The organism is Bacteroides sp. ET71, from assembly GCF_023336905.1.
In the GTDB taxonomy this organism is placed as follows: domain Bacteria; phylum Bacteroidota; class Bacteroidia; order Bacteroidales; family Bacteroidaceae; genus Bacteroides.
The window spans coordinates 14,079-33,271 of the sequence record NZ_JAMBLS010000021.1; the positions used below are offsets into that span (position 1 = coordinate 14,079).

General features: G+C 43.9%; 15 protein-coding genes, 1 tRNA gene and 1 pseudogene. 6 read left to right on the forward strand and 11 right to left on the reverse strand.

The window, feature by feature from the left end; all coding sequences use genetic code 11:
* The first annotated feature begins 100 nt into the window (after positions 1 to 100).
* Positions 101 to 1,505, forward strand: a pseudogene (locus M3090_RS10875) (mobilization protein).
* An 88-nt stretch (positions 1,506 to 1,593) separates the two neighbouring features.
* Positions 1,594 to 1,947, forward strand: coding sequence for a nuclear transport factor 2 family protein (locus M3090_RS10880; RefSeq protein ID WP_004308780.1), 354 nt, complete (start codon positions 1,594 to 1,596; stop codon positions 1,945 to 1,947).
* Between the two features lie 445 nt (positions 1,948 to 2,392).
* Here the strand turns inward: M3090_RS10880 and lnu(AN2) are convergent, their stop codons facing one another.
* The 3 genes from lnu(AN2) to M3090_RS10895 form a co-directional block, all read right to left on the reverse strand.
* Positions 2,393 to 2,905 carry a lincosamide nucleotidyltransferase Lnu(AN2) gene (gene lnu(AN2) / locus M3090_RS10885; RefSeq protein WP_009038171.1) on the reverse strand — a complete coding sequence of 171 codons (513 nt, stop codon included), beginning with the start codon at positions 2,903 to 2,905 and terminating at the stop codon, positions 2,393 to 2,395.
* A gap of 24 nt (positions 2,906 to 2,929) precedes the next feature.
* Complete coding sequence (gene mef(En2), locus M3090_RS10890) at positions 2,930 to 4,135, reverse strand: macrolide efflux MFS transporter Mef(En2) (protein ID WP_005786079.1); 1,206 nt, start codon at positions 4,133 to 4,135, stop codon at positions 2,930 to 2,932.
* A 327-nt stretch (positions 4,136 to 4,462) separates the two neighbouring features.
* Positions 4,463 to 4,547, reverse strand: a tRNA-Ser gene (locus tag M3090_RS10895).
* Between the two features lie 114 nt (positions 4,548 to 4,661).
* On the opposite strand from M3090_RS10895, the gene M3090_RS10900 reads away from it, so the two are divergent.
* Together M3090_RS10900 and M3090_RS10905 are read left to right on the forward strand one after the other, a co-directional pair.
* Positions 4,662 to 7,181 carry an endonuclease MutS2 gene (locus M3090_RS10900; protein WP_249056162.1) on the forward strand — a complete coding sequence of 840 codons (2,520 nt, stop codon included), beginning with the start codon at positions 4,662 to 4,664 and terminating at the stop codon, positions 7,179 to 7,181.
* Positions 7,182 to 7,271: 90 nt separating this feature from the next.
* Positions 7,272 to 8,483 carry an L-serine ammonia-lyase gene (locus tag M3090_RS10905; RefSeq protein ID WP_249056165.1) on the forward strand — a complete coding sequence of 404 codons (1,212 nt, stop codon included), beginning with the start codon at positions 7,272 to 7,274 and terminating at the stop codon, positions 8,481 to 8,483.
* A gap of 9 nt (positions 8,484 to 8,492) precedes the next feature.
* Here M3090_RS10905 and M3090_RS10910 read toward each other — a convergent pair whose 3' ends face one another.
* From M3090_RS10910 to M3090_RS10925, 4 genes are all read right to left on the reverse strand, one after another.
* On the reverse strand, positions 8,493 to 8,933 hold the full coding sequence (locus M3090_RS10910) for a PepSY-like domain-containing protein (protein WP_249056167.1): 441 nt from the start codon (positions 8,931 to 8,933) through the stop codon (positions 8,493 to 8,495).
* A 72-nt stretch (positions 8,934 to 9,005) separates the two neighbouring features.
* Positions 9,006 to 10,304, reverse strand: a complete 1,299-nt coding sequence (locus M3090_RS10915; RefSeq protein WP_249056170.1) for a sensor histidine kinase — start codon at positions 10,302 to 10,304, stop codon at positions 9,006 to 9,008.
* Positions 10,301 to 10,978 carry a response regulator transcription factor gene (locus M3090_RS10920; RefSeq protein WP_249056172.1) on the reverse strand — a complete coding sequence of 226 codons (678 nt, stop codon included), beginning with the start codon at positions 10,976 to 10,978 and terminating at the stop codon, positions 10,301 to 10,303. The genes M3090_RS10915 and M3090_RS10920 overlap by 4 nt, the downstream gene beginning before the upstream one ends.
* Before the next feature lie 63 nt (positions 10,979 to 11,041).
* On the reverse strand, positions 11,042 to 11,602 hold the full coding sequence (locus tag M3090_RS10925; protein ID WP_249056174.1) for a DUF4738 domain-containing protein: 561 nt from the start codon (positions 11,600 to 11,602) through the stop codon (positions 11,042 to 11,044).
* 544 nt (positions 11,603 to 12,146) lie between these two features.
* On the opposite strand from M3090_RS10925, the gene M3090_RS10930 reads away from it, so the two are divergent.
* Positions 12,147 to 13,511 carry a TrpB-like pyridoxal phosphate-dependent enzyme gene (locus M3090_RS10930; RefSeq protein WP_249056177.1) on the forward strand — a complete coding sequence of 455 codons (1,365 nt, stop codon included), beginning with the start codon at positions 12,147 to 12,149 and terminating at the stop codon, positions 13,509 to 13,511.
* Positions 13,512 to 13,667: 156 nt separating this feature from the next.
* On the opposite strand, the gene M3090_RS10935 is transcribed toward M3090_RS10930, so the two are convergent.
* Entirely contained in the window at positions 13,668 to 14,993 is a 1,326-nt protein-coding gene (locus tag M3090_RS10935) for a PhoH family protein (RefSeq protein WP_249056179.1), read from the reverse strand.
* A 98-nt stretch (positions 14,994 to 15,091) separates the two neighbouring features.
* Here M3090_RS10935 and M3090_RS10940 point away from each other — a divergent pair, with 98 nt between their 5' ends.
* On the forward strand, positions 15,092 to 16,348 hold the full coding sequence (locus tag M3090_RS10940; RefSeq protein ID WP_249056180.1) for a bifunctional folylpolyglutamate synthase/dihydrofolate synthase: 1,257 nt from the start codon (positions 15,092 to 15,094) through the stop codon (positions 16,346 to 16,348).
* Here the strand turns inward: M3090_RS10940 and M3090_RS10945 are convergent.
* The 3 genes from M3090_RS10945 to rlmB are packed head-to-tail and all read right to left on the reverse strand — an operon-like array spanning position 16,316 to position 19,183.
* Positions 16,316 to 16,690, reverse strand: coding sequence for a RidA family protein (locus M3090_RS10945; RefSeq protein WP_249056182.1), 375 nt, complete (start codon positions 16,688 to 16,690; stop codon positions 16,316 to 16,318). The two genes, M3090_RS10940 and M3090_RS10945, sit on opposite strands and share 33 nt — an antisense overlap.
* Positions 16,691 to 16,733: 43 nt before the next feature.
* Positions 16,734 to 18,434, reverse strand: a complete 1,701-nt coding sequence (locus M3090_RS10950; RefSeq protein WP_249056230.1) for a serine protease — start codon at positions 18,432 to 18,434, stop codon at positions 16,734 to 16,736.
* Positions 18,434 to 19,183, reverse strand: a complete 750-nt coding sequence (gene rlmB / locus M3090_RS10955) for a 23S rRNA (guanosine(2251)-2'-O)-methyltransferase RlmB (protein WP_249056184.1) — start codon at positions 19,181 to 19,183, stop codon at positions 18,434 to 18,436. Before rlmB ends, M3090_RS10950 begins: the two co-directional genes overlap by 1 nt.
* Positions 19,184 to 19,193: the final 10 nt, after the last annotated feature.

Consider the following 19,193-nt stretch of genomic DNA (forward strand, 5'->3'; position numbering starts at 1 on the left):
GGAAACTCCGCTTATGGGTTGCACCCCTAAGAACCCCTTGCGGTTATGAGCGGAAAGCAGCAAACAAAATTAGTCAAAAACCGAATCAAAAATTGAAAAGATGGCAACAAAATCAAGCATACATATCAAGCCTTGCAGAATCGCATCGAGCGAGGCGCACAACCGAAGGACTGCCGAGTATATGCGTAATATCGGGGAGTCCAGAATCTATGTCGTTCCCGAACTTTCCACCGATAACGAACAGTGGATAAATCCCGACTTCGGCACTCCCGAACTGCGAACTCATTATGACAATATCAAGCAAATGGTCAAGAACAAAACCGGACGTGCCATGCAGGAAAAGGAAAGGGAACACAAGGGAAAGAATGGAAGGATTATCAAAGTGGCGGGATGTTCACCCATCCGTGAAGGAGTATTGCTTATCAGACCGGACACCACACTGGCTGATGTATGCAAATTCGGTGAAGAGTGCCAAAGACGCTGGGGTATCACTCCACTACAAATTTTCCTGCACAAAGACGAAGGACATTGGCTAAACGGTCAGCCGGAAGCAGAAGACAAAGAGAGTTTTCAAATAGGAAGCAGATGGTTCAAGCCGAACTATCATGCCCATATCGTATTCGACTGGATGAACCACGAAACCGGAAAGAGCCGAAAACTCAATGACGAAGATATGGCAATCATGCAGACCTTGGCTTCCGATATTCTCCTGATGGAACGTGGGCAGGCAAAAGCTGTCACAGGTAAAGAGCATCTGGAACGAAATGATTTCATCATTGAGAAGCAGAAAGCCGAACTGCAACGTATAGAGGAAACCAAGCGACACAAGGAACAACAAGTAAGCCTTGCCGAACAGGAACTCAAACAGGTAAAAGCAGAGATACGCACGGACAAACTAAAGAAAACAGCCACCAATGCTGCTACCGCCATAGCAAGCGGTGTAGGTTCTCTTTTCGGAAGCGGTAAGCTGAAAGAACTGGAACATCACATCGAGCAGCTACATCAGGAAATTACCAAACGGGACAAAGCTACTGATGAATTAAAAATTCAGATACAACAAATACAGGAACAGCATAGCAGACAAATTCGTAATCTTCAAAGAATACATAATCAAGAACTTGAAGCCAAAGACAAGGAAATATCACGATTGAGCACCTTGCTTGAAAAAGCCCACAAATGGTTTCCCATGTTCAAAGAGATGTTGAGAATGGAAAAATTATGCGCTGTTATCGGGTTTACCAAAGACATGATAGAAAACCTCTTGACAAAGAAAGAATCCATACAATGTAGTGGCAAAATTTATTCCGAAGAACACAGGTGGAAATTTGACATCAAGAATGATATTTTTAGGGTTGAGAAACATCCGATGGATAGTGGTAAGCTTATGCTGACCATAAACCGGACAACCCATAGTACAATGGTTTAAGGAACAATGGGAAAAGTTACAGCAGAATCTACGTAACTCGGTGCAGAGAGAGCAAAAATCCAGAGGATTTAGAATATAGAATAGCCTATTATTAATAAAATCAAGTATCTATGCATCCAAACAGATTGTTTTTATTACAGAATCAAAATCCTAAGAATTTATAAAAAATGAAGCCTAAAGAAGTTTTGGAAAAATGGATAGATTGCTTTAACAAAGCAGATGCTTATCATATAGCAGAGCTGTATGCTACTAATGCAGTAAATCATCAAGTCGCAAACGAACCAATAATAGGTAAAGAATCAATCTACAAAATGTTTGTGAATGAATTTGCCACTGCTAAAATGGTTTGTATGGTGGAAAATATTTTTGAAGATGGCGAATGGGCTATCATGGAATGGAAAGACTCTCTTGGACTTCGTGGATGCGGATTTTTTCATGTAAAAGATAACAAAATCGTCTTTCAAAGAGGGTATTGGGATAAACTTTCATTCTTGAAGCAACACAATCTTCCAATTGAATAAGTACTATCAGAATACGGACTGGGAAATTGAAATACCCAGTCCGAGTTATATAATGAATTTTACTTGTTAAACTATTTAAAGTCAGTTGGATAACAAACCATACCTTTCACATTCTCAGTAGCTCCAGGTATTAATTCAGCCACCATGCAATATTCATGAGAGACTTCGAAAGGAAATTCAATTCCTAAATCGATAGCCTTGCGATAGCCAAATCGAGGATAATACTCTTTATGCCCCAATACGACTGCTGTGCCGTAACCCAAAAGTGCTGCCCTCTGATGGGCTTACTGAATCAACATCCCCCCCAATTCCCTTACGCTGGAATTCCGGCAAGACTGCCAATGGAGCTACACTCAGGGATGTGACAGACTGGGTGTCACTGTCTATCTTTACTTCTGTAAGTAAGATATACCAGACAATTTGTTTTTCTGTCATTTTCTTGTTCTTATCTAATTGTTAGGCTCATTGTTGTTATACATTGTTTAATTATAGATAAATCGTGAATATCCTTCTCTCTTAAATCGTAGCCCGAATGGAATACTTGTTGCCCTTTTGCAGAAATGCAAGGGATGCTTCTGCCTTCAAAGACTGCTGTTCCAAAATAGTCCGGTTGAAATTCATACCAGCCTCCATCCAAGTCGGCTTGTTTGGAAGTGCCGTCCGCATTCAAGACAAAAGGATGGATATCAATATAGCCTAATTCTTTGCTATACAGTTCCATACGGGTGGGCAACCAATTTGTTTCAATTTGATATCCTCTCTCCTGCAAAAGATCAAGGAGTTGGTCTGTATAATTGGCATCAAAATCAATGTCAATATCTCTATGCAAGCGGGTTTGCTGTCCGTACAAGACATCCACTCCCCAGCCTCCATCCAACCAAAACTGCATGTCCAGGCTTTCCAACAAGTCCAAAACTTGAAATAACTCTGTAATCGTAGTGTGTTCTTTCTTTGTCATATAATAATTCTTTAATAAATAATACTATGCGTAATTATCCAACTGCTTGATTGAAGAAATAAAATTTGCACCCACTCCAATCAGAAAGATAACCCATCCGCTGATCATAAAGACGGATGTGATACCCCATGCTTCCACCCAATATCCTGAAGCTACGATACCCAGCATTGATGGAAAGGTACTCAAACTAAAGATGAGAGAAAAAGTCCGTCCAAGCATGTCCGAAGCCAAGTTCTGCTGAATAATAGCGATGAAAAGCGCATGGTAAATGGAATAGGCTATGCCTCCTGTAAATGTTAGGCAAACAAAACCTATAAATGCGCTTGATGGTAAATAACTGGCGCTAATCAGATACAATCCCAATATCACATAAGCCGTATGCATCACTAATGTTTGCTTGCTTTTCAAAGCCTTACAGGCAAGTACTAAACCGCCCAACAATGCCCCTGAGCCCCAACCCATTTCCACAACTCCCATTTGCAAAATGTTTCCGTTGAAATGCAGAAGCGTCATAAAAGGAAATAACGTAAAAACAGGCATAAGGACAAAAGTCACCAGCGTAAAGCATACGAATAAAGGCAAAATGCCCATTGTACGCCGCAAGGTATGCCAACATTCCGTCAGTTCTTTTTTGAAATCTGGAAGAACTTTCGTTTTTTGAAGAGAAGGAATCTGGACACAAAGTAAGGTCAGACAAGCAGCAACAGCTCCGATCACATCTATGAGCAGAATATACTGTATGGGAAGCCAAACAACGAGGCTTGCCCCTACAACGGGAGCTATCACCTCACTGAAGGATTGAATGGAATGGTACAAACCTGATACCCTGACAAGATGGTGCTTGGGAACCAGTAGAGGGATGCTTGCCTGTAAAGCAGGTGCATGAAACGTACTGCCTATTGAACGACAAGCAGTCAATAGATAAAAAAAAGAAAGGTCTTTATAACCCTTGGTTATCACAATAAAAAGACATAGGGTACAGAACGCGATGAACAAGTCCGAATAAAACATCGTTTTCTTTCGATTCCATCTGTCAACATAGACCCCGGCAAACAAGCCTAATACAAATTGTGGTAAAAATCCAGCTAAAATAGCCAGAGATAAAGCTGTCGGGGATTTAAATTCGTTGCTAATCCAAAAAATAATGGAGAAGCCAACAATCGTACTTGTTAAAATAGATATGAGTTGGCCTATTCCTATCACGGCCAAAGTTGATTTCCAATGATTCATTGTGCTAATATTTCATGCGTTTATAGATAAGTACTTTCGTACATTAAGCAAAACGAAATTCTATCCACACAAAAAACTTGTATTATAATCCACTCCTGACGTTGGAATACAATAACAAATACTTTCAGGACGATGTAAAGTCCTGAAAAATCAAACTGAATGGATAGATAAATATTAGTCTTTTCTCATCGGATTCTTTTAATATCGCTACTCTTTTATTATGTAGTGGTTGTATTATCTTAAATAAAACAAAAACACCCGACTTTACATTCTTGGGTGTAAAACTGGGTGTTTGTTTTGCAATTTGCTGATTTTCAGCGTTTGTTGCGGAGAGAGAGGGATTCGAACCCCCGGTGCCTCTCAGCACGGCGGTTTTCAAGACCGCTGTAATCGACCACTCTACCATCTCTCCATCGTTATTATAGAACGTGCCTTCTATTTTCTAAAAGCGCTGCAAAGGTACAACTTATTTTTAATTCTGCAAATAAAATATCTATTTTTCCTGAATTAGTCGTATTTTTGCAGCATGATATACCCACAGAATTTCGAACAAAAAATAGGCTTTGACCAAATTAAACTATTAGTGAAAGGAAAATGCCTGAGTTCACTCGGTGAAGAACGAGTGGAAAATATGGCCTTCTCTAACAATTACAAAGAAATAGAAGTATGGTTAGAACAAGTGAATGAATTTGTACACATTTTGCAAGAAAATGATAATTTCCCTTCTCAATACTTTTTCGATTTACGTTCATCACTAAAGCGGATAAAAATAGAAGGAATGTATTTAGATGAACAAGAGTTATTTGATCTACAACGTTCACTTGAAACAATACGCAATATTGTTTATTTCATATTAAAGGAAAACGAAGATGATGAAACAACAGCCTCCCACTATCCTTTTCTCAGGCGTTTAGCTTGCGACATAAATGTATTTCCCAATATTATTGCTCAAATCAATAATATCCTTTCTCCTTATGGTAAAATAAAAGACAATGCATCACCCCAATTGGCACAAATCCGTCGAGAATTAAGTAATATAGTAGGAAATATTTCAAAAACATTGAATTATATCTTGCGAAGTGCACAGTCTGATGGTATAATAGACAAAGATGTAGCTCCGACCATGCGTGATGGCCGTTTGGTCATACCCGTAGCACCAGCATTAAAACGAAAAATAAAGGGCATCGTACATGACGAATCTGCCAGCGGAAAAACCGTATTCATAGAACCTGCAGAAGTAGTAGAAGCCAATAATCGCATACGTGAACTAGAAAATGATGAACGACGCGAAATTATACGCATTCTAACGGATTTCTCAAATCAAATACGCCCTTTTATTTCAGAATTATTGTTGTCATACACTTTTTTAGCTGAAATAGATTTCATAAGGGCAAAAGCTCTGTTTGCTGAAAGTATACAAGCTATAAAACCATCCATCGAAAACAAGCAAATAATGGATTGGTCAACGGCCATACACCCATTATTACAATTATCATTAAATAAACACGGGAGAAAAGTAGTTCCGTTGGACATCGAACTGAACGAAAGACAACGTATCTTAATCATATCAGGCCCCAATGCTGGAGGGAAATCTGTTTGTTTAAAAACCGTCGGACTACTCCAATATATGCTGCAATGTGGAATGCTTATCCCTATACATGAGAGTAGTCATGCTGGAATCTTCGAAAACATATTTATTGATATTGGAGATGAACAATCCATAGAAGACGACCTAAGCACCTATTCTTCACACTTAACCAACATGAAAATAATGATAAAGCATTGCAACGGGCAAAGCCTTATCTTAATTGATGAATTTGGTGGAGGAACGGAGCCCCAAATAGGTGGAGCCATTGCAGAAGCGATTTTAAAACGTTTCAACCAGAAAAAAGCATTTGGAGTTATCACTACTCACTACCAAAACCTAAAGCATTTTGCAGAAAATAATGAAGGAGTAGTTAATGGCGCCATGCTTTACGACCGCCATCTGATGCAAGCGTTGTTTCAATTGCAAATAGGAAATCCCGGTAGTTCTTTTGCAGTAGAAATTGCCAGAAAAATTGGTTTGCCTGAAGATGTAATAGCTGATGCAGCCGAGATTGTGGGTCAAGATTATATCAATGCAGATAAATATTTGCAAGACATTGTTCGAGATAAGCGTTATTGGGAAAATAAGAGACAAGCCATCCGGCAACGGGAGAAACTAATGAACGAAACAATAGAGCATTATCAACGGACAATAGAAGACATGCAAAAATCGCGCAAAGAGATTTTGGGACAAGCTAAAGAAAAAGCAGAACAATTAATACAAGAAAGTAATGCCCGCATAGAAAACACCATACGAACCATTAAAGAATCACAAGCCGAAAAAGAGAAAACAAAGCAAGCCCGCCAAGAATTGAAAGATTTCCGGCAATCTCTTGAAGAACTTGAGCATAAAGAAGAGGAAGAAAAGATTATCCGTAAAATGGAACGCTTGCGCGAACGACAAAGCCGCAAGCAAAGAAAGGAAAGGACGGCTCTTCCGAACACTAACCAAACACCTTCTAATGAGAATACAAAAAACAACCAAGCTGCCAATATTATGCCTGGCAGTTATGTAAAACTAAAGGGACAGGACATTATAGGACAAGTATTGGAGATAAAAGGGAAAAACGCGATAACCGTTTTCGGAAACATAAAAACCACCGTTTCAATAGAACGACTCGTGTTTTCTCCTACACAGCCCAAAGCAGCAGCTCTCTCAACCCCAACGACCTTCATCAGTACACAAACGCAAGACAGTATGCATGAAAAAAGGCTACATTTTAAGCAAGACATTGACGTACGAGGCATGCGTGGTGATGAAGCTCTTCAAGCAGTAACCTATTTTATAGACGATGCCATCCTTGTAGGCATACCCCGTGTACGTATTTTGCACGGAACAGGAACAGGCATTTTACGTACCCTCATACGACAATACCTTCAAACCGTCCCAGAGGTACGAAATTTTGCAGACGAGCATGTACAATTTGGAGGAGCTGGCATTACAGTAGTCGACCTATAAGAAAATCGTACCCACTAGCCAAACATAAAACACATATTCAATGTTTAATCAAAAGAATCAATATACAACCATCACTTTAAACAAAATGTCATGAAATCAATCAAAGAACTCTATCGTATTGGTACCGGGCCCTCTAGCAGCCATACAATGGGTCCGCGCAAGGCTGCACAAATTTTTCTAGGGCGCCACCCCGAGGCAACATCGTTTCGTGTCACTCTCTATGGAAGTTTAGCTGCTACGGGTAAAGGGCACATGACTAATACAGCCATTATTGAAACGTTACAGCCTACAGCTCCCGTAGAAATCATCTGGGAACCTAAGATTTTCCTCTCTTTTCATCCTAACGGAATGAAATTCGAATCACTAAACGCAGATGGTCAATCCACTGACTCATGGACCGTATTCAGCATTGGAGGGGGGGCTTTAGCAGAAGAGAATGATGGCGATTCTTCCATCAATACACCTGAAATATATGAGATGAGCCACATGACAGAAATCTTACAGTGGTGTGAACGTACAGGAAAAAGCTATTGGGAATATGTGAAAGAGTGTGAAGACAGCGATATTTGGGACTATCTGAACGAAGTATGGAAAACAATGCAGAAATCTGTGGAAAGAGGATTGGAAGCAGAAGGAGTTTTACCGGGTCCACTCAATCTTCGACGTAAAGCTTCTATGTATTACATCAAAGCCTGCGGATACAAACAATCATTACAATCAAGAGGACTGGTATTTTCTTACGCATTGGCCGTTAGCGAAGAAAATGCTTCAGGAGGAGTCATCGTTACAGCTCCAACCTGCGGTTCATGCGGTGTAATGCCAGCCGTACTTTATCACCTGGCCAAGAGTCGTGGTTTCAGCGACATACGTATTCTGCGTGCCCTTGCGACTTCCGGTCTCATAGGAAACGTTGTCAAGACCAATGCCTCTATCTCCGGTGCCGAAGCCGGATGTCAAGCAGAAGTTGGTGTAGCCTGTTCAATGGCATCTGCTGCAGCCAACCAGTTATTTGGAGGGACACCTGCACAAATAGAATATGCTGCCGAAATGGGATTGGAACACCATTTAGGAATGACATGTGATCCGGTCTGTGGTTTAGTGCAAATTCCCTGTATTGAACGCAACGCATATGCTGCAGCACGAGCATTAGATGCTAACTTGTATGCCTCATTTACAGACGGGATGCACCGCGTTTCATTCGACCGCGTTATAGAAGTCATGAAGGAAACCGGTAATGACCTTCCTTCACTTTATAAAGAAACCAGCGAAGGAGGATTGGCCAAAGATTATCATCCCATGTAAATATAAATGTCAATTATCTACTTCTATCACTTCTCCTGCAGCGCTAAAAGTTATAGACCAATCATTGTTCAAATCAACCTCCATTTCCCGGTGCTTTCGTTCTATCTTCACAACATAAGCATCGGGAAATGTATTTTTCAAATAACGGGACACATAATCTGGTATCAATTCAACAGGGACCGGTGTATCATTGCAATCCACTTCCAACCAATAGCCTTCATGATCGAAATCTATTTCTGTTCTATCGGTCAACAATACTTCATACTTTACAGTCCGAAACAGTTCGCTTTCTATCTTGATATGCGACACGTGGGTATTGGGAAAATAAGAGCTGATGAACTTTCGTGCTGCTGCCGGCAGTTTTTTGGCATCGTGTGTAATGACATCACCCGCACAAGCCGACTGAGAAACAGCAATCACTAATATGAAAAGGTATAGAAGCTTTCTCATATGTATATATAATTAGGAACAACTATCATTCGACGGCAAAATACGGAATAGAAATTGGAAGAAAACTGGAAATCATTCCTCGGCCGCATTTATTTTATATCCTTTAACCAAACGGAATACGTGCATCCCATTTTGCCATTCATAGCTCAAATCCAATAAAACAGATTGGGCTATGGTGCGGGCAATGGCCAATCCTAGTCCGTTAGAGTCCTTCTTTCCCTTGACTGAATGATAAAACCTGCGGAATAGTTTCTCTCTGTCCAACGGAGTATCCCCTGAGTTCTTTATCAATAAAGAATCTTCCGCCGTGATGATGCACAAATCACCCCCATCCACATTATGCAAAAGAGCATTCTTTACTAAATTGGATAGCATGATTTGGGCCAAAGATGGGTTGCATTGGATGATAAATGGAGAATCGGACTGCTGTCGTAGCAAATGGACGTGTTTATGTTCATAGATGTCCATCAGGTCTGGCAGAATATGGTCGATGATTTCATCCACCGATATGTCTTCCACATCGGAGAACTGTCCATTCTCAATGCGAGAAAGCAAAAGAAGGGATTTGTTCAGCTTCACAGCACGGTTTAAGGTCGTATAAATAGCATCCAGTTCTTTCATCTGTTGCTCTGTCAAGGCTTCGCTCTCGGCCAGCAGTTCTACCTTGCCACGCACAATGGCCAGGGGGGTCTGCAATTCGTGCGAGGCATTTTCGATGAATTGTTTCTGTTCTTCATAGGCTTTATAACTGCGGTTGGCCATGTCCACGGCAGCATCACTCAGTTGGCGGAACTCACGTATATGGGTGGGATTGTCTAGAGGGGGGACCGGTTTCCCGGGTTGAAGTTGGTGTAACCAGTCGAGCAAACGTTGAAGCGGACGGAACACGCCTTTCAAGACCAGCCGGATGCCGATAGAGGTGCATACCAGCAGGAGGAAGAAGAGGATGCTGAGATACCAGAGCATGGCTTCGCGCAGGTCATCGCGTTCCATGGTAGATATCATCAAGGTAAGTTCGTAGAACTGGCCGTCGGCCATACGGAAGGCTGTCTTCATGGCTCGCACGGGTTCGTATTCTCCTTCCAGTTCGATGTAATTGAGGGAATCGTAGAAGACTTCGCGGTAGTTCAGTCCTTCGTCTTCGGTGATGGGGCGGAAGCGGTAGACGGACATGAGGTTGCCTTGTGTCTGGAGGATGGAGGGGTCGTGCAGCACTTCTTTGATGAGCAAGTAGGCGTAGTTTTCGAGCGTGTCGTCGGTTTCATCCACCACTTCGTCGATGACGGCGTAGTAGAAGAGTATGCCCCACCCTGCCATGAGCAGCACGAAGAGCAAGGATAGTTTGCGGTAGGTATAGTGCAGGAGTTTCATACTTCGGAGAGTTTGTAGCCGAAGCCATAGACGGCTTTCAGTTCGACGGTAGCTCCTGCTTGTTTCAGTTTCTTGCGCAGGTTTTTCACTTGCGAATAGATGAAGTCCAGCGAATCGGCTTGGTCGATGTTGTCTCCCCAGACGGATTCGGCCAGGCTCATCTTGTTGATGACTCGGTTGGGATTGACGACGAAATAGTACAGCAGGTCGTATTCCTTGCGGTTCAGCGTCAAGGGCTGGTGATCTACGGTGACGGTATGCTTGTCGGGGTCGAGGGTGAGGTTGCCCAATGAGACGGTCAGGTCGCCTTGTGCCACGCGGCGGCGGATGAGTGACTTGACGCGGGCGTTCAGCTCGGCCAGGTGGAAGGGTTTGGTCAGGTAGTCGTCGGCGCCGAGTTCGAGTCCGTCGACCTTGTCATCCAGGGAGTCTTTGGCCGAGATGATTATCACGCTGTCGTTGCGCCGCAGGTGTTTCAGCTCGCGCAGCAGGTCCAATCCGCTTCCTCCGGGCAGCATGATGTCCAGCAGGATGCAGTCGTAATCGTAGTCGTTGATTTTGTCCAGGGCCGAGAAGTAATCGGAGGCTGTTTCGACCACGAATTGTTCTTTCTGGAGCGATGCACGGATGGTCTCGCGCAAGTCTCGCTCATCTTCTACTATCAGTATCTTCATGGTGCAAAAGAAGGGGGTGATTCTGGAAAATGGCTGGAATCGGGGTGGTTCCGGTGTCGACTGTCAGGGTTCGGCGGGCAGGCTGCTGTCGTCTTCCAGTTGGTCGATTCGTTGCATCGAGACTTTCCCGTCGAAGGTCACGACCAGGCGGATGGGGACATAGAGGTCGGACTGTGGGTAGCTGACGCTGGCTGCGAAGACGAGTCCGCCCGTTGAGACGGTGTCATAGACCAGGCCTTCGAGGAGGCTGTGTTTGAGGAGGCGGTCTTCGACCAGCGAGGCGAAATCGTCTTTGGTAAAGGAGCGGTTCAGGATGATGCGGTTGCCGGTGGAGACGCGCAGGCGGACGCAGTTGTCGATGAACTCCTGCCCTTCTTGGTTCTTCACCACGGGCAGGGTCTCGTCGGCCGTGCGGAACACGCGGGCTTCATACTCCCGTCCGCCGAAGCGGATACGGTGGGTCACGTCCGACATGGGCATCCGTTCGGGGGCCAGCCGGGGCTCATCGGTCTTCATCACCACATGCAGTCCGCCGCCGGCCGTTTCGGTCTTGGGCTTGGAAGAACAGGCTGTGAGCATGCACACAGCCGACAGGCTTAGAAACAGGCTACTGAATATCTTCATTGTATTCTTTTTAGTTTACGAAGACAAAGGAACAAAATAGGAAGGACATATACAAGTATCCGCCCGGAAAACGACATCGAGGCCGTCGGGTAATATACCCTTCCCTGCTCGTGCGCATACCCTTCCCAGAACGGTATGTTGCCGTATAGGGAATCATTGCCGATGATTCCCAGAATCATTGCCGATGATTCCCAGAATCATTGCCGATGATTCCTAGAATCATTGCCGACGATTCCTAGAATAGTAAGTTCAAGTTCCCTATACACTATGCTACTGAACTGAGAACGGTATATTACTGAATAGAGAATGATATACTATTGAATGAGGAACGATAAGCTACCGAACCAGGAACAGAAAGCCTGAAAAGACCGCCAAGCCCGCCGCCCGACGGGATAGCAGACGCGCAGCCATCGCAGAAGCCAACAGAGAAATGACACATTGACACGATTTCAACCCATCAAGCAACTTTTTGGAAAGAATCTTTTTTGTAATTCGAAATTAATGACTACATTTGCCCGAAAACCATTAAACATCTAAAAGAATTATGAGCAACAAGCAGAAAAGATTCATGCTGCCGGAGGACGAAATCCCCCGCTATTGGTATAACATACAGGCCGACATGCGCCACAAACCCATGCCACCCCTCAACCCGGCCACCCACCAACCACTCCGTGCCGAAGACCTCTACCCCATCTTTGCCGAAGAACTCTGCCGCCAGGAACTGAACCAGACGGACGCATGGATAGAAATCCCCGAACCCGTGCGCGAGATGTACAAATACTACCGCAGCACCCCCCTGGTCCGCGCCTACGGACTGGAAAAAGCGCTGGGCACCCCGGCACACATCTATTTCAAGAACGAAAGCGTCAGCCCCATGGGCTCGCACAAACTCAACTCAGCCCTGGCACAAGCCTACTACTGCAAACAAGAAGGCGTGACCAACGTCACCACCGAAACCGGAGCCGGACAATGGGGAGCCGCACTGGCCTACGCCGCCCGCCTGTTCGGCCTCGAAGCCGCCGTCTATCAGGTGAAAATCAGCTACGAACAGAAGCCCTACCGCCGCAGCATCATGCAGACCTACGGAGCACAGGTCACCCCTTCACCCTCCATGTCCACCCGCGCCGGCAAAGACATCCTCACCGCCCACCCCAACCACCAAGGCTCGCTGGGCACCGCCATCTCCGAAGCCATCGAACTGGCCCGCACCACCCCCAACTGCAAATACACCCTCGGCTCCGTCCTGAGCCACGTCACCCTGCACCAGACCGTCATCGGCCTCGAAGCCGAAAAGCAAATGGCACTGGCCGGTGAATACCCCGACATGGTCATCGCCTGCTTCGGCGGAGGCTCCAATTTCGGCGGCATCGCCTTCCCCTTCATGCGCCACACCATCCTCGACGGCCGACAGACACGCTACATCGCCGCCGAACCCGCCTCCTGCCCCAAGCTGACACGCGGCCAGTTCCGCTACGACTATGGCGACGAAGCAGGCTACACCCCCCTGCTCCCCATGTTCACCCTCGGACACAACTTCGCACCCGCCAACATCCATGCCGGCGGACTGCGCTACCACGGGGCAGGCGTCATCGTATCGCAACTGCTGAAAGACAAGCTGATGGAAGCCGTAGACATACAACAACTGGAGTCGTTCGAAGCAGGCTGCCTCTTCGCACAAGCAGAAGGCATCATCCCCGCCCCCGAATCATGCCACGCCATCGCCGCCACCATCCGCGAAGCCAACCGCTGCAAAGAGACAGGCGAAGAGAAAGTCATCCTCTTCAACCTCTCCGGCCACGGCCTCATCGACATGGCCTCGTACGACAAATACCTGGCCGGCGACCTGGTGAACTACGAACTGAAAGACGAAGAGATACAAAAGAACCTGGACGAAATAGACGGACTGTAACGAAAACGCAAGCCACAAGCAATGGGCTGCAAGCAAAGATGGGATTGGATTCCCCTTAACCCTTTGCTTGCAGCCCATATATATATATATATATATATGATTACCCGTAGCTCGCAGCTCGTCACTCACCGTAACTCACAACCTACGGCTCACCCTTTACATCAGATTGCTGGCCAATTCACTCAGCTCGCTGCGCTCTCCCTTGACCAGATTAACGTGAGCAAAAAGATTCTGGTCCTTCATGCGGTCAATCATATAAACCAGACCATTAGACTGAGTATCCAGATACGGCTGGTCTATCTGCTGAATATCCCCCGTGAATACCATCTTAGTACCCTCTCCGGCACGCGTGATAATAGTCTTGATTTCATGCGGAGTCAGGTTCTGCGCCTCATCGATAATGCAATACGTCTCGCTCAAACTTCTTCCGCGGATAAATGCCAATGCCTCTATAACCAGTTGCCCACTCTTCTGCATCTCATCCAAGCGTTTCAACTCCGTAGACGTAGGCGAGAACTGATGCTTGATAACATTCAAATTATCAAAGAGAGGCTGCATGTAAGGTGCAACCTTCTCCTGAGCATCGCCAGGCAAGAAACCGATATCTTTGTTAGACAAAGCCACAATAGGACGCGCCAGCAAAATCTGCTTATAATCATTCATCTGCCGCAAAGCCGCTGCCAAAGCCAACAACGTCTTTCCCGTACCAGCCTTGCCAGTCAACGCCACCAATTTAACATTCGGGTCGTCCAAAATCTCAAAAGCAAAACTTTGCTCAGCATTACGTGGCTCGATACCATAGTTCTTCGTTTTAGTGACTCTGCAAACAGTGTGAGTAAAAGGATTATAACGTGCCAGCACACTATTCCTCTCGCTTTTCAAGATAAAACATTCGTTAGGATGAATCACCTCGCGACACTCCAGCTCACTGATATCAATACCATCGTGTGAAGAATAAATACGGTCAATAAGCGCAGGGTCGATGCCATCAAAAGTTTCGTTTGATTTCTCGAAAATATCCACGTTCACCACCTTATCGTTAATATAATCCTCACACAAAAGCCCAATGGAACGAGCCTTCATGCGCAGGTTCACATCCTTCGTCACCAGAATCGTTTTCATGTCCGGATGTTTATGTCCCAACCAATCAGTCACCGCCAGAATACGATGATCAGGAATAGACTCAGGAAAAGACTCATAAACATGAGGTGCCTCTACCCGACCGGTAACTACAAAAAGACGTCCCATACCCTCACCCAACGAAGCTCCTCGCGTAAACAGATTATCATCAGTAATAAGATCCAACTGACGCACAAACTCACGTGCATTATAGTTAATCTGCTCATTACCTTTTTTAAACTTATCCAGTTCCTCAAGCACTACAATAGGCAAATAAATGTCATTTTCCTGAAAATTCCGTAGACAGTTGTAATCATGCAAAATGACATTAGTGTCAATTACAAAGTTTTTCTTGGCTCCCATATACGCTAGATTTAAATGTTAATACTAATTTTGCGTCGTAAATAGTAAACAATCAAAGGGAGCAAACGGTTTGCTCTTCCTATTAAATATTTCATAAAATGAACTATCAAGACACTTTAGAATATCTCTACAACAGTGCTCCCATGTTCCAACAGATAGGTGCAGGAGCTTATAAAGAGGGGCTAGAAAATACACTAGCATTGGATGCACACTTCGGACACCCACACCGCCAATACCGAACCATCCACGTAGCAGGTACCAACGGGAAGGGTTCGTGTTCACATACCTTGGCTGCCATTTTGCAAGCAGCAGGATATCAGGTAGGACTTTACACATCACCCCATCTGGTCGACTTCCGAGAACGCATCCGCATCAACGGTCAGCCTATTCCGAAAGAGGACGTCGTCCACTTCGTTGAAGAAGAGCGCTCTTTCTTCGAGCCGCTGCATCCTTCTTTCTTCGAACTAACCACGGCTTTGGCCTTCAAATATTTCGCCGACAAACAAGTAGACGTAGCAATCATCGAAGTAGGACTGGGCGGGCGCTTGGATTGCACAAACATTATCACCCCAGACCTTTGCATCATAACCAATATTAGCTTGGATCACACTCAATTCCTGGGTAATACACTGGCACAAATTGCAGGCGAAAAAGCTGGTATCATAAAAAGTAACATTCCTGTGATTATCGGCGAAACGACACCAGAAACACGTCCCGTATTTCTACAAAAAGCACAAGAGGTTAAAACTGCCATTCATTTTGCAGAAGATGAGAACCATGAACAAGATTATCCTAAATTGGATTTCGAACTGAAGGGACTTTATCAAAAGAAAAATCAACGCACTATATTAACAGCATTGCCATTACTGAAAGAAGTCGGATACAGTTTCACGGACAAAGATGTCTATCAGGGGTTTGCACATGTGGTAGAGCTGACAGGATTAATGGGACGTTGGCAACAATTACAAGAAAACCCTACCCTTATCTGCGATACAGGACACAATACTGGAGGCATTGCTTACGTAGCACAACAATTACGCCAACAGCATTACAGACGCTTACACATCGTTTTAGGCATGGTCAGTGATAAAGATGTACGTAGTGTTTTAGCTTTATTACCTCAAGATGCAAACTATTACTTCACTCAAGCTAATGTAAAACGTGCTCTTCCCGCAGCAGAGTTGGCAAGGTTAGGGACAATTGCTGGTCTACACGGAGAAGTATACCCCAATGTCCCTTCAGCCGTAAAAGCAGCTCAAAAAAGAAGCCTCCCAGAAGACTTTATCTTTGTGGGAGGCAGTACTTTTATCGTGGCCGACCTATTATCGAACCGCGATGCACTCAATCTCTACTAAAGCGCCCTTAGGCAATGCTTTAACTGCTACTGCAGAACGGGCTGGGAAAGGAGCTTTAAAATAAACCGAATAAATTTCATTCATTTCGGCAAATAGTGACATATCCGCCAGGAATACAGTCGTTTTTACTACATCATTCATGGTAAGATCCACTTCCTCAAGGATATGTTTCACATTCTCCAACGATTGACGAGTTTGTTCCTTTGCGCCTTGAGGCATTACGCCTGTTTCAGCATCAATAGGCAATTGCCCTGAAACAAATACCATTCCCATCGTCTCAATGGCCTGACTATAAGGGCCAATTGCCCCCGGTGCCTTTTGACAATTAATTGCTTTCTTCATAATATATTTCTTCTTTGAAATTAAACAAGTTTCTTACAACTCCTCATTTGCAATTCTTTTCAATCAAATCATCCACATTTTCATTGCCCAATTCCTTTGCTTTCGCTAAAGCTTCACAAGCTTCATTTTTTTTCTTCAAGTAAATATAAGCCAAACCCATAAGACGATAAGCTTCCGAATAAGAAGGATCTATCTGTAAAGCTTCCTGCAAAACTTTCACAGCTTCTTCACTACGGCCTACGCGAATATTTACGACTGCCAATTCTGCACGATAAAGTAACTCTTTAGGATTTAGCCCTATGGCTTTTGCCAAATCATCCAAAGCTCGTTGATATTGATGCGCTTGCAACGAAGCTTGTTCACGATAATAATAAAAAGAATCATTTACTTTTCCATCTACCGCTTTAAAATACGCATCATAATCCAACATAGATCTACGTGCTTGTCCAGCATTTAATAAAGCCTGTGCCCGAGCCAATAAATATGGGGCGGTTGCATCTGTATAAGGCATTGGACAACGAGAAACGCAACTATCTAATAAAGCCACAATTTCTTCAACAGGTGCTTGCATCATTTCTTTTATCTGTGCAGTCCGAAAAAAAGAGGCTGGAGAAGCCAGCGAGGAACGGTTAACCTGCTCATAACAGCTCAAAGCTGAAGCATAATCTTGTTTACTGAAAAGGATGTCACCTTCCAATTGTATATAGACAGGAAGAGGCTGCAAAACAACGGCTTCACGAATTTCTTCCAATGCCTTATCTAGCGTCCAATTATCATAAGTTTTCTCTGAATTGTTCAACACATAATTATATATCAGTTTAGCCCGTTCAAAACGGATTCCAGCTTTATCTTGAGCAAGTTCTAAAGCTCGATCCATATCAGCCTCAACCAATTGCATTGATACTGCATCAGACATTGACGCTCTATTCACTGCACGCCGCATATATCCATCAGCGCTATTGGGATACTGCTCTACAAAGTCATTTAAAACTTCCGCATATTTATCCGAAGGCAATTGAGCAGAAGCCATGTAAAGAAAAACCAATGCCTGCTCTTCTGTATCCGGCAAAGCTTTCTTTATACCAATATCTTTTAGAGCAAAATCCGTATAAGATAACGCTGATATTTTCTGATCCATTGCATACCGGACATCAGCTGCATAACATACAGTAGTAGTATCTTGCCCAGATGATTTTTGGGCTAAACCAAACACAGTACCTTCAGCCGTAACCAAAGGACAACTAACCATCTTTTCCTTTAAACGCAATTGCAAAGTATAATAAAAATAGTTACCTACCATCTTATCTATAGATTTTACATGCCCAAATGTGCACGAACGATCTTTCTGGGTAGAATAAGGCAAAAGATAAATCTCTGATCCGGCAGCAGGAGGAGCAGTAGCTAAAGTTAAACTATTAACTTTCTTACCAGTAATGTCTACACGAAATTTAACTACATCATACATATCATCTGCTCCCATAATATTCAAGACTGGCATTTGCCGTCCTTCAGTATCTATGATAACCGCTCGTTGAGCCCCTTTAAACAATGCATAATCGGAAACTGCGATTCCATCTTCACTGACAAAAAAGCCATTACCAGTATTTAATATTTTATCATCTTTATCGTATGTCACTACCGAAAAAACGGCACGTTTGGCTTTCTCCACCCATTTAGGCGTCTGAGCCATGCCCCACTGAATCCAAAAACAGAGAGACAAAAACAAATAAAATCCTTTTCTCATCATAATTTATCACTCATTCGTTGTTTTACAGCCTCATATATCAATATTCCAGCAGCCACAGAAACATTAAGCGATTCTATTGAGCCTAACATGGGAATTTTTACCCATTCATCGCACAAAGCTAAATTCTCATAAGACACGCCCTTATCTTCTGCTCCCATAATAATACATAAAGGTCCTTTGTAATCAGCCATACCATAATCGTAATCTCCTTTCTCAGTAGCAGCAATAAGACGGAATCCACTTTCTTTCAAAAAGCGTAAAGTATCTGTCAAACTTCGCTCACGACAGACCGGAAGTTTATGTAACGCTCCTGCTGAAGTTTTCACGGCATCTGCATTGACTGAAACACTATTGGTTGCAGGAATAATAATAGAATCTACTGCGGCACATTCGCACGTACGGGCTATAGCTCCAAAATTACGCACATCGGTAATACCATCCAATGCAACAACAAATGGATTTTTTCCTTGCTCAAAAAGAAATGGTACAAGATCTTCTGCCTTTTGATAAGAAACTGCTGGAATGAAGGCAACCACTCCTTGATGATTCTTCCTTGTAATACGATTCAACCTTTCTATAGGAACCCTTTGCACAGGAATATCTCGACCTTTAAGAGCAGCAAACAGATCTCGGGCGAGTTCTCCTTGCAAATCTTTCTTCACCAGAATCTTATCTATCTCTTTCCCGGCCTGCATTGCTTCCAATACAGCACGAATACCGAATATCATTTCATTCTTATCTTCCATACTATATATC